Annotated in this window: 10 protein-coding genes; 4 read left to right on the plus strand and 6 right to left on the minus strand. The window is 63.6% G+C overall.

Annotated features, from left to right (window positions below; genetic code table 11):
- Nucleotides 1-47: 47 nt before the first annotated feature.
- The 3 genes from POM99_RS11145 to POM99_RS11155 form a co-directional block, all read right to left on the minus strand.
- Nucleotides 48-1331, minus strand: a complete 1284-nt coding sequence (locus POM99_RS11145; protein ID WP_277277763.1) for a glycoside hydrolase family 183 protein — start codon at nt 1329-1331, stop codon at nt 48-50.
- 22 nt (nt 1332-1353) lie between these two features.
- Entirely contained in the window at nt 1354-2175 is an 822-nt protein-coding gene (locus tag POM99_RS11150; protein WP_277277765.1) for a hypothetical protein, read from the minus strand.
- Between the two features lie 122 nt (nt 2176-2297).
- Complete coding sequence (locus POM99_RS11155) at nt 2298-2684, minus strand: DUF6152 family protein (protein WP_277277767.1); 387 nt, start codon at nt 2682-2684, stop codon at nt 2298-2300.
- A 301-nt stretch (nt 2685-2985) separates the two neighbouring features.
- On the opposite strand from POM99_RS11155, the gene POM99_RS11160 reads away from it, so the two are divergent.
- Together POM99_RS11160 and POM99_RS11165 are read left to right on the plus strand one after the other, a co-directional pair.
- Entirely contained in the window at nt 2986-4335 is a 1350-nt protein-coding gene (locus POM99_RS11160) for a helix-turn-helix domain-containing protein (RefSeq protein WP_277277769.1), read from the plus strand.
- Nucleotides 4336-4436: 101 nt separating this feature from the next.
- Nucleotides 4437-5849, plus strand: coding sequence for a serine hydrolase domain-containing protein (locus POM99_RS11165; protein WP_277277771.1), 1413 nt, complete (start codon nt 4437-4439; stop codon nt 5847-5849).
- Nucleotides 5850-5948: 99 nt separating this feature from the next.
- Here the strand turns inward: POM99_RS11165 and POM99_RS11170 are convergent, their stop codons facing one another.
- From POM99_RS11170 to POM99_RS11180, 3 genes are all read right to left on the minus strand, one after another.
- Entirely contained in the window at nt 5949-6371 is a 423-nt protein-coding gene (locus POM99_RS11170) for an acyl-CoA thioesterase (RefSeq protein WP_277277773.1), read from the minus strand.
- Nucleotides 6368-6574 (minus strand): hypothetical protein, encoded by a 207-nt coding sequence (locus POM99_RS11175; RefSeq protein WP_277277775.1) that lies wholly within the window; start codon nt 6572-6574, stop codon nt 6368-6370. Before POM99_RS11175 ends, POM99_RS11170 begins: the two co-directional genes overlap by 4 nt.
- A gap of 169 nt (nt 6575-6743) precedes the next feature.
- Nucleotides 6744-7997, minus strand: a complete 1254-nt coding sequence (locus POM99_RS11180) for a hypothetical protein (protein ID WP_277277777.1) — start codon at nt 7995-7997, stop codon at nt 6744-6746.
- 252 nt (nt 7998-8249) lie between these two features.
- Here POM99_RS11180 and POM99_RS11185 point away from each other — a divergent pair, with 252 nt between their 5' ends.
- Nucleotides 8250-10667 carry a TonB-dependent receptor gene (locus POM99_RS11185; RefSeq protein ID WP_277277779.1) on the plus strand — a complete coding sequence of 806 codons (2418 nt, stop codon included), beginning with the start codon at nt 8250-8252 and terminating at the stop codon, nt 10665-10667.
- A 137-nt stretch (nt 10668-10804) separates the two neighbouring features.
- Nucleotides 10805-12055 carry a PQQ-dependent sugar dehydrogenase gene (locus POM99_RS11190; protein ID WP_277277781.1) on the plus strand — a complete coding sequence of 417 codons (1251 nt, stop codon included), beginning with the start codon at nt 10805-10807 and terminating at the stop codon, nt 12053-12055.
- Nucleotides 12056-12071: the final 16 nt, after the last annotated feature.

Here is a 12071-nt window from a genome sequence, read left to right on the forward strand (position 1 = left end):
ACTGCACGACAGGGTCAGAGGCAGGGCAGGGGCAGTTCGGCTTCAGGTCAGGCCAGTGTCAGGTCAACCCGCTGCAGGTTGAGGCTGAATCCTGGCATCGATCGTTTGAGCACACCAGTCTCGATTATCGTGCGCTCTTGCGCGGTGGTGGCCTTAGCCAGTGCAGCCTCCAGTTCGCCCTCGTGTGCACCGAACTCGCGAATGCCCTTCAGGTCGGGCCATACCAGCCAGAACGACTTGCCATCCGGTGCTATCCATCCCGGTGCGATTTGCGGGGCATAGGCGCGTGAAAGCGGATCACCGCCTGGGGTCCAGGCCGTGTCCTCGTGGATCTGGCGCCACGGGCCGGTCGGCCTCTCGGCCACCCACAGGCCCATATAGCTCGGCTTGCCGAACTCCGTGCCATCGTCTGCCACGCCGATGCCGGCGCTCGCCATCATGTAAAGGCCGAGCGGCGCATTGTAGACCACGCTGGGCAGCCATGATTCAACCACAAGATCGCCGGGAAACAGGTTCACGCTGTTCACCCATCCGCGCGGGAAGGTGTGGACCGGCCGGTGCTCGGCAATGTCGGCGCTCCAGCGCGGTTTCCCGGCGGAATCATGGCCGGCAAAGAAGCGATAGCTCTGCCGCAGGGCCAGGTCCTGCGGTCGTGCGCGGAACAGCACAAGTTCGTTCATCATGCCGTCGGTGCTGCCGTTCAGCCCATAGACGTAGACATAGCCGTCCGGCGCCGGCCTGCCCGCGCCATGCTGCAGAACGCTCAGCAGCGAAAAGCAGCCACCGGGTTCGAAGAACACCATGCGCTCGCGGGTCTGGTCCTTCCAATCTTCCCACACCACCGGCGTCGATCCGTCCTGGTTGTGCCACGTTTTGCCGTTGTCGGTGGAATAGACCAGCTTTGCCCCGGTCCAATGGCGCGGCCGATCCTCTGCATGGTCCAGTGTGCCCAGGAACTGATGGATCGTGCTGCCGGTCTGGATCACACCGTGGCCATAGTAATGCGGCGCTTCTGCCGGGCGTTCCGATCGGTTCAGCACCGGATAGCCGGGAAGGGCGGCGAAGCGCGCGTCCAGCGGGCCGCCTGTCATCTGCCAGATGCGCGTGCTGTAGAATTCGCGCGGGGGCTCCGCCCATCCCGGACTGTCGTTCACCACGATCAGCTGCGATCCGTCGGGCCGCAGCGTCATCTTGTAGCCATCGCCCAGTCCGCCCAGGTTGCGTATGGTCTCGTCCCGCCGAACCGCGCCGGTAACCCGGGGCAGGGCACCGGCCAGCGCTCGGCCGGCACCAACCAGGGCTACGGTAGAGGCCAGGCCCTGAACGAGCATTTCGCGCCGGGTGGCCATTGTCTTACTTGATCTCGTCTGCGGTCTTCATTTCGACCGTGCCGTCTTCCTTTACCCGGAACAGCGGGTCTTCGCGGTCGCAAAAGTATTCCATGATCTGGTAATCAGGGTTGCGCTTATAGCCATAGGTGAAGCGATAGGGTTCGCTCAGTACCTTTGGATCGTCGATGGTGATCTGGTTCTCGATCAGGCCCGGCCCGGTCACCTTGATGCGCTCCGTGATCGTCATTTCAAGACTGTGCGGGATCTCGAAGAACCGGGTTTCCGGCTTTACGCCCTTGGTGGTCACGATCAGCGTGTCACCCTCCCAATGCCCTACCGACATGCCATAGAAGTTGGGCGTCATCTCTTCCAGGGGGGGCATCGTCTTGTTCAAGTAGATGCGCCGCGTCTGGGTCAGGAATTCTGCCAGCACGGTCACCTGCCCCGGCGTTTGCAGGAACTCCAGGGGGAAAATCGCGCCCATGATCGAAGGCATGCCTTCTGGCAGGCACTGCGTGCTGGCATCCACCAGCGGGGTGCCCGCCTTCAGCTTGGCATCGCGGTTGGCGCGCAGCGTCTTCCATTCTGTTGCATAGGGTTCGCGCAACTTCGGCCCGTCGCCTGGCACGGGCAGCTCCAGGAACGTGTTTTCCTCGCCTGCGAAAGGATCGGGATAGATTTCCCACACGCCGTTGATGTCTGGTGCTTGGGTGGCAGGCGCGGCTGCCGCAGCAGGTGCGGCCGCCTTGGCCGGCGCATCGGCGGCCCGGGCGCTCACCGAGGCGAAGGCGACGGGTGCCATTGCAGCCACGCAGACCAGCAGGGCGGAGTTGCGAAGACGCATGCAGAATTCTCCCTTGCGGCGCGGTGCAATGCCGTCCGCCTTTGTCTGTTCGGGTGATCGGTACGGGTGTTCTGGGGCAGGGGACGGATAGTCGGCCCCTGCCATCCCGATTTGGCCGTTGCTCACCAGCCGCTCAGCGTGCGGCCGTCCGCCACCTTGATGGTCTTCAGCATCCCACCCGGCTTGCCGTTGCGCAGCGGATAGAACGTGATGTCCACGGTGTCGCCGGCCTTCAGCGTGTTGGGCTTCCAACCTGCCCGGCTCATCATGTTCACGCTGCTGCACTCCAGCGCATAGCGAGTGATGCCGGCGCCTTCCCGCACGTTCACCACCACGAACGAATGCGGATTGGTAAAGCGGAATTCCGCTACAGTTGCCTTTGCCTTCGTGCTGATCTTGGTCTGGTCGAACATGGCGAAGGAATGGTGGGCAACGGCCGGGGCCGCCGCAAACAGGGCAAGGGCACCCGCTCCGATCAGGGCGGCGGCGGTCTTGCGAATGCGGTTCATGTGGTACTCCTCTCGATCGATCAGGCCTGCCGGGACAGCGGCGTTCTTGGCGGCCCCCGCGCATCAGGTGGTCCGCACTGCGGCTCACCCGGCCACTGCCTTGGCAGGATGATCGATTGATGTGGCCGAACCACCTGATTCCGAAGTCGATTACAGTTGTGAAACCGTTACAGTAGCGGCAAGGTGCCCGAATTATGCTGCTTGGCGCACCTTTGTCCTGCTGGACTAGGGGGGGGTGGTTGTCTGTTCCATTTTTGCAACAGAGATTGCATGAATTCTGGAATTGTTGATATTTGATCGAATGAGTCATCCCCCGACCGGAACGTCTGCTGGCCAAGGCGAAGTCAGCGCAGCCATGCGTGCCGCTGCGTCCGAGGTGCGCCCTCGTCTGGGGACGGGGAGGTCTGATCGCCTGCCCGCATTGTTTGATTTCCTGCTGGAGCGCACCCTTGCCGGGGCACCACCCAACGAACAGCAGATCGCTGATGAGGTGTTCTCCAACGGCCGCACCGGGCTTGATCGGCGCGACGCCAATGTCCGGGTCTACATCCATCGCCTGCGTCGGCTTTTGAATGATATGCCGGCCATGGCCGATGGCACCCGGCTGGACCTTCCGGTTGGCAGCTATATGCTCCGGCTGGTCGAACCTTCGGGGGAGAATGTCTTGGACGCCACGCCCGATGTGCTTGCGTCGCCAGCGCCCCGTCCGTTTGGCCGAAGTAGCGCAGGATTTGTCCTCGCGCTGGTTGCAGCAATCCTTCTCGCCATCGGCGGTTGGTTCGCGTTCCGGCCCGCGACGGGTGCGGGTCTGGCCAAGGCCATGCCTTGGGCTGCGCTTGTCGGCTCGGATCGGCCGATCACGCTCGTCATGGGCGATTATTACCTGTTCACCAGCATTTCGGGTCAGGGCGCAGGCGCGGCGCGGCCCATTCAGGTGTGGGATCGCACGGTGCCCACGCGGGAGGACCTCATCATCTACCAGATGCTGAACCCGGACAAGGCGGCGCAAGTCGCGGATCACAACCAGCAATATGTCACCTCCGGCACCATCGCGGCCACGTTCGCCATTCGCAACGCACTGCGGCGCGATGCTGCATTCCGCAAGCGGTCGATCCGGCTTGTCTCCGCTTCGCAGCTTTCGCCCGAACTGCTCAAATCCACCGACGTGGTCTACGTCGGGCAGATGAGCGGTCTTGGCGCGATCCTGCGCGATCCCTTCGTCCAGGCTTCGCCCTTTCGCCTCGACGACAGCCTCGTCGGGATGACCGACATGGCCAGCGGTAAGCAATACCACTCGGATGGCGTGGAACTGCGCGATGAAAAGATGCCCCGCCGCGATTATGGCTATATCGCACGCATCCCGGGGCCAGCCGGCAACAGCCTGCTGGTGATTGCCAGCCTGCGCGATCCCGGATTGCGCGAAATGGCTGATCTCGTGGTGGACACTGTGCGGCTCGGCACCCTGCGCGACACCGTGGCACGGGCGCCACAGGGGTTCGAAGCGCTTTATCAGGTGCGCACCCTCGGCAGCGCCAATCTCGGCGCAACGCCCGTGCTGCAGCGTCCGGTGCGCACCCAAGGCATCTGGGATCGCTCCGCCAGCACGCCCGAGTATCGACCCATCGCTACGTCGACCGCAGGCCAGCGCTGAAGGCGCCGGCTGCGCGGTGTCAAAGCCTTCTGGCCGCGCTGGAAAAGCAATCGTCCGTTTCGGTCATACTGGCAATCCCGGGCAAAGGGCATAACCGTGGCATGAGCAACTTTCCCCGCTTCCATGCTGCCGTCCATTCTGCCGCCGCTTTAAGCCTGGCCATCACGGCCATGCCGGCATCGGCGGATACGGTTGACGATCTCGTGGCCGCAGAACGGGCCCGCGCCAATGTGCCGGGCATCGCCGTCGGCGTTATCGATCACGGCGTCATCCGTCGCCTGCAGGGCTATGGCCTCTCGAATATCGAAACAGCCACCCCGGTCGGGCCTGATACCCTGTTCAAGACCGGGGCGCTGGGCATGCAGTTTACCGCGGCGGGCATCCTGCTTCTGGCCGAAGACGGGAAGGTTGCGCTCGATGATCCGGTACGCAAATACCTGCCGGAACTTCCTGCTACCTGGGCGCCCGTTACCATTCGGCACTTGCTGAACCACACCTCTGGCATTCCCGCCACGCCCAGCGGTGATTTCCAGAAGGAATATACCGAGGCTGAACTGCTCGGCATCATTGCGGGGCAGCAGCTTAATTTCCGTCCCGGTGCGCACTGGCGATTCAGCTATGCCGGTTACATCGTTCTTGGCTTCGTCATCCGCCGCGTTACTCGTGATCACTACGCCACCTTCCTGCAGAAGCGGGTCTTCGCCCCCACCGGCATGGCGCGGGCGCGCGGGATCGATGAACTTGCGGTCATTCCGGGCCGCGCCTCTGGCTATGAACTGCGCGATGGCGCCTGGCGCAATGCCGAACGGATTTCTGCCACGGCCAATTCCACCGCCGATGGCTCGCTTTACCTTTCCGCGCTCGATTATGCCGCCTGGGCGCAGGCGCTCTCGCGCGGCAGGTTGCTCTCGCCCGCGTCTTGGCTGCAAGTTGCTCAGCCGGCCGCCCTGGCCGATGCCGCGCGCTGCGGATATGGCGCGGGATGGTATCTCGAAGGCGAAGGTGGTGGCCACTCGTGGTCGCATGGCGGCAGCTGGCAGGGTTTCCAGACCTTTGCGGTTCGCTACCCTGCGGAGGATCTCACCGTCGTCGTCCTCGCCAATGGTGAAACCGCCGACGTTTCCAGCCTCGCGCGCCGGATCGTTGCAACGCAGCGGCCCGGTCTGGCCGGACCGGCGACTCCGATGCCCGATGCACCCGCCTCGCTGGTTGCGCATGTGGGAACCCTGCTTGATGGCATTGCTGCAGGCCGTGTCGATCGCGCGCATTATGTCGACTTTGCCAGGGTTGATCTCGAAGAGATGGTCGCCCAGTACGCCCAGCTCCTCGCCCCTCTTGGTGCGCGGCGGGAACTGGCGGTTTTCGGCAGCGGGCCGGGCTGCGGCGGCGTCACCTGGCGCCTGCGCGCCCGCTATGATGGCGGTGTGGTTGATATCCGCCTTGGCCAGGATGCAGGCGGCCGTGTCACCTCGCTTGACATCGTTCCCCTGTCCGCTTGGGACGCCCCGCTCTAGCCGTTCTCAATCAAGCCTGCGGATCGAGCTGTTCCACCCCGCGCAGACCTCGCTGTGGCATCGGTTCCCGAGTTGTGCATGCGCGTACCGTCGGCGGCTTCAGGCAGGTTGCGAAAGCCCTTCGGCAATATGCGGGCGAATGTCTTCAGGCCACGGCGTGGCGCGGTGGGTGGTCAGATCCATGCACACCAGTACGACCTGGGCATGAAGGCGCAATTCGCCTTTGCAGGTGAACCGGATGTCGAGATCGCAACTGCTGCGGCCGAGCCTTATCGGCATGACGCCAATTGTCAGGCGATCACCGAGGCAGCTGGGGGCTGAGAATTCGACGGACATTTTCACGGTGGGAACGCCCACCTTGCGCACGATATGCAATTGGTGGAAATCGGCGCCCAACGCCTGTTCGCACCAATCTTCCACCGCGCCGTTGAGCATCTCGAAATAGCGCGGATAGAACACGATGCCCGCGGGATCGACGTGGGCAAATCGCACCTGCGCAGTCGTTTCGAAAGCCTTGGTCACGCGTTCTCCCCCATCATCGTTCTCAATTCTCCAGGGCTTTGGAACAGGCGATTGGCCCCGAGCGCCCAAGTCTTCAAGGCGGGCCAGAGTCGTCTCAAGGCTCGATCCGGCTGCATGTCATCCGCCCTCGCGCAACGCCGCCACAGCCGCAGCTCAGGCGCGCTTGCACCTGCCGGGTCATAGCGCTGAACGATATCGGTCATTCATGATCCCCTGTCGCACCGGTCAGGACCGGTGACGCATGACTCGATCGAGCACGATGGAATCACGGTCGGCGCGGGTGTGGCCGGGCAAAAGGAACGACATTGGAACTTTCATATTCTTTTAGGCTTAAAGCAAAATGGCGCGGGGGCCAAGGGGAATGTCGCATTCCTAGCCCAGCGGATGGGAGGCAACGAGGCGACGGTCGGTCTGGATGCCGTCGATCGAGCGGACTTCGAACAGGGCTTCGTAAAGCTTGCGCCCCGGCTGACGCTGCTCGATCTCCCTGAGCGCCGCTCCATCGGTAACAAGGCGCACCATGTCCTGCGTGGCGAGATCGCCCAGCCCGGTGACGAAGATGATGCGTCGGCCGTCGGCACTGCGCATGCTCGCGACAAGGCCGAGATCGGACTGGCCCGATGGCGTGGCATCCTGGCGGTCTGGCATGGGCGGTACGTGGAGCCGACCAGAGGCAAGATCGCGCACGGCGGCATCGCCATCCGTCCGAAATCGCGATGTGGCGACGAATGTGGACGAGAGCTGGCCCAGATCGGCAAGACGGCCGACGTAGACCACGGTGGGTGCGCGCAGGGCTTGCTCGTCGGCGCCGGACAGCGGCACGACCAGCGACTTGCGCACTTTGCCCGACCGCGTGGGCGGCAGCGCGGCCTGCAGCTCCCAAGCCGCTTCAGCCGTGCCAACGGGCGCGAAATGCAAGTCAAGGTCATAAAGCCTGTAGAATGCATCGGGGTGGGACTTCAGGTGCTGGCCCAGTTGCTCGCGTGATTGGATCGCGGGGTCGCGGATCAACCGGCTGACTACGCGTTGATCGCGCGTTTCGGCGAGGAGGTATGAATCACCGGCGGCCAGGGTGACCGGCGCACCGTCATCGAGATTGCTCCAGAACCGCGATGCGCCCAGCGTGCGGGTGTCGCTGTCGATCCGGTCCGAGGCCGGCAGCAGCACGGCTGCAGCGATGGCGATGCAGGGAATCGCCGCCAGCACCAGCAAGTGGCGATGGGCGCGGCGTTGCACGGATTGCATCAGCAGGTGCAGGCGGCTGGCTGTGGCCGCCGTTACTTCCGGGGCTTGGAGGACAAGGCGATATTCGCCTTTGGGAATGACAAGGCGCGGACCGTCCTGCCCGGCATAGAATTCGTCAATGCGCTTGCGCAGGCGGTGTACATAGACCCGCACGCCTGAATCACCGGCGCTGTCGGCCAGACCCGCATCGTTACCGAACACAGCAAGCGCGATCTCGATTTCCTTGGGCGAGCGGGCATCGGCAGAGCGTTCCGCCAGAAAATCGAACAGCTTGAGCTGCGCCGCCGACCGGCTGGCCGAAAGCGAAGCGCGAAAGCGTGCGATCTCACGCGCCATGTCTGCTGAAACGGGCGTGTCCTTCGCCTCGTCTGGGCTGTCCAAAGCGTATTCTCCCCGCTCGGCCAAGGCATTCACCCGACCGTGGCTGCCGTCACCATAGGGTAGTGTGGCAGCAACATACAATTTGCATTTATTTTATGTTTAAAATAAATCGAGATCCAGACATGAGTCGTGAAGTCGGGCGCACATGCGTTCGAGGCAAGCCGGATCGAAGGGGCGGTTCGGGGCGCTGGACTGTGCCCGTCGAGTTTGCGGACACCGGCCGTAACGGCGTTACAAAAGGGAGAAAATCCAGTGACATCGAAAATCCAGTTTGAACGCATGACCGCGATGAGGGCGATGCTTCTGGTGGGCTGCGCGTTGTCGCTTGCCGGCGTTCCGGGGCTGGCGGTTGCGCAGGAGGCAAGCGATGCTGCGGCCGACGCTGCCGTCGATGCAGGCGCGGTGGGAGAGATCGTGGTGACTGCCACGCGCAAGGCCCAGTCGCTCAGCCGCGTCCCCGCCAGCATCGTGGCCAAGGGGCAGCAGGAGCTGGACGTGCAGGGCGTGCGGTCGGTGGGCGATATCGCCCAGATCACCCCTGGCATCAGCTTTGGCCAAAGCGCCACGCTTTACGGCACGGGGCAGACCACCATCGCGATCCGTGGCGTCGATTCCTCCTCGGGCATTCCGACAACCGGCATCTATATCGACGATACTCCGGTTCAGACCCGCGTGGGGGTCAGCCCTTCGTTGAGCAACCCTTACCCCCAGGTCTTTGATCTTGACCGGATCGAGGTGTTGCGCGGCCCGCAGGGCACGCTCTTCGGCAGCGGGTCGGTTGGCGGCGCGCTTCGCTTCATCATGCCCAAGCCAAGCTATGATTCGATTTCGCTCTATGGCCGGACCGAAATCGCGGCAACGCGCCACGGTGCTGCGAGCTATGAAGCCGGTCTGGCCGTGGGCGCGCCGATCGTCACGGACAAGGTCGGGCTACGCGCCAGCGCGTGGTACCGCCGCGATGGTGGCTACATCGATCGTCTCGATCGCGTGACCAAGCAGGTGGTGCAGAAGGACATCAACGGGTCCGATTCATTCTCCGGCCGGATCGCGCTCGGCCTGAAGCCGAGCGAGACGTTCACGGTAACGCCCTCGTTCTACTACCAGCACCAGACGATCGACGATGGGTCGCGCTTCGAAGTGGCGGTCAGCGACCTGGGTTCGGGTGACCAGCGGTTGAGCCTCAATCGCCTGCCTGAAAGCCACAAGGATGATTTCTACCTTCCCGCCCTGAAGATGGAGCTGGAGCTGGGCGGGGCCACGCTGGTTTCGGACACGTCGTACTTCTATCGCACCACCACCACGCAGAGCGATGATTCGACGCTGAGCCTCGCGTTGCTGGGCCTGGTGTCGGGCGCGTTCCCCGCGGGCTTCGTGGACTACACGCCGAGCACCGCGAGCCGGACGAAGCAGACCGCCTTCACGCAGGAACTGCGGCTGCAGAACGACAATTCCAACGATCCGTTCAACTGGATCGCAGGGGTGTTCTATCAGAAGTCCTATGTGCGAGATCAGTATGCAGGGCGCGACCTGCGGCTGCTGGAGGTGACCAACCTCGGGCAGGACAATCTCGGCGAACCGCGCTTCGCATCGCTGACCGACGTATTCGGGGTGGAGCTCTACCAAGGGCAATACAGCCTGTTCCAGCGCAACATCCATCGCGATGAGCAGATCGCCGCTTATGCCCAGGCGGACTATGAAGTGGTGCCTCGCCTGAAGGTCACGCTTGGCGGGCGATACACCATTGCCAAGTACCGCTTCGAAGGTTTCACGGCGGGTCCGTTCTATACAACCGACGGGCAGACCGAGAACCTGCGCGTGACCAGCCGCGACTTCACGCCGCGGTTGGGCCTGTCATTCCAGTCGGACCGCAACAACCTGTTCTACGCCAGCGCGGCCAAGGGCGTGCGTGGTCCCGGCGTTTCGCCGCCCGTGGGTGCGACCTGCGCTCAGGATGCGGCGGCAGTGGGCTTCGACCCGCTGGCTTCGCTTAACGTTAAGCCGGATTCGATCTGGAGCTATGAAGTGGGCAGCAAGAACCGCCTGTTCGGCGGGAAGGTGGCCATCGATGCATCGGCCTTCCACATTGATTGGAAGAACGTGCAGACGTTGCTGCCGCTGCCGGTCTGTACGATCTACACCACGCTGAACCTGGGCAATGCCAAGATCGACGGGTTCGACCTGTCGCTGGCGGTAAAGCCGGTCGACGAGTTGCAGATCGGCGCCTCGGTCGCCTATACCAACGCGCGCTACACCACGACGATTCCGGGCCCGAACAACAGCGTGATCCGCCGCGCAGGCGAACCGTTCGCCACGGCACCGTGGGCTCTGCAGCTCAACGCCCAGTGGACGCAGCCGGTTGGATCGGGCGATGTCTACGGCCGCGCAGACTTCTCCTACAACAGCAAGAACAACAAGCCGATCGACGTGAATTCGCCTCTGGTGGATCCCGCGTTGCCGCGCCCGCCGGCAACCTCACAGCTGGATCTCCGCTTTGGCGGCCGCTTCAGCGTTGGGGGCAAGTCGGAAGTCGACCTGAGCCTGTTCGTCAACAACGTCACCAATGAACAGCCGCTTCTGGCGCTCTATCACGATACGCCGGATTCAACCTGGTTCCGCGCGGGCAGCTTCCGTCCGCGCACCATCGGATTGACGCTGTCGCTGCGCGATTGATCATCGCCGGCGGGCCATTGGCCCGTAATGACAAAGGCATGACCGCCCGCGCACTCAACCCGAGTTGCGCGGGCGGATTATGATTGCGGGGCTTGCATGCTAGACCTTGCAGGGATTCCACGACGACGGAGCTGGACATGGGCTTTTCCCGCACTTCCCTGATTGCAATCGGCGCGGCCCTGATCGGCATTGCGCCCGTGGCCGCTGCTGCAGAAGAGGAAGTGGGCCTGAAGCCGGTACGCGTGGAGGATCGGGAATACCGTTTCGACAGCGCTGAGCAGCACGGTGTGGCCGTACGCGTGATCGCGCGCGGCCTTTCCCACGGATACAGCATGGCGTTCCTGCCCGGTGGCGATGCCCTGGTGGTGGAGCGTGGCGTTCGCCTTCGGCTGCTGCGCGGCGCCACATCGGATGCGCCGCGGCTGCTGGCCGATGCGATTGCGGGCGTGCCGGACTACAGCAAGCAGGAGCATGTCCATCCCGATGACGTGCTGGGCATCCAGGACGTGGCCCTGCATCCTGATTTCGCGCGTAACGGCCTGATCTATTTCACCAACAACAAGCCGATAACGTTCGACGCCAAGGCTGGCCGGCTCAAGTCGTCGCTGGTTCTGGTCCGTGCCCGGCTGGATGGAACGCGGCTGACCGACATGGCCGAGATCATGACCGGGGCGCCCGAAGTCGGCATTGGCGGATCGCGCATCCAGTTCAGTCGGGATGGGCTGGTCTATGTATCGGTGGGCGGGCTGAGCACTGGCGACGATGCATCTTCCCAGCGGCTGGACACGATCTACGGCAAGGTGCTGCGCCTGAATGCCGATGGGACGCCGGCCGCTGGCAATCCCTTCGCCGGGCGCAAGGATGCCCGACCCGAGATCCTGACATATGGCCATCGCGATCCGCTGGGCCTCGGCATCGAGCCGCGCACCGGCGCGCTGTTCGCTTCGGAACACGGGCCGCAAGGGGGCGACGAGCTCAACCGCATCCTGCCAGGCCGCAATTATGGCTGGCCCACGTCCACCTATGGAAACCAGTATGGTGGGTCGCCGCTGCCGCAAGCGCCCGTGGCTGCGGGCACCGAAGGGCCGACGATGGTGTGGCTGCCGGCCATCGCGCCATCGGGCATCGCCTTCTACACTGGTGACCGGTTTCCCGGCTGGAAGAACAGCCTGTTCATCGCCAGCGCCCGGCGCGGGCAGGTGAATGGCACGGGCGGGATTATCCGCGTGGTGCTGAACGACAGGATGGAGGAATTGCGGCAGGAAGTCCTGCTCGACAGCCTGCACCAGCGCTTCAAGGATGTCCGTCAAGGGCCCGACGGGCTGCTTTATGCGCTGACTGACGAAGATGCCGCAGTGGTGGTGCGCATTTCCCCGGCGGCAGACTGATAGTGAGGCGCCGGGC

It is taken from the genome of Novosphingobium cyanobacteriorum, assembly GCF_029436685.1.
GTDB lineage: Bacteria > Pseudomonadota > Alphaproteobacteria > Sphingomonadales > Sphingomonadaceae > Novosphingobium > Novosphingobium cyanobacteriorum.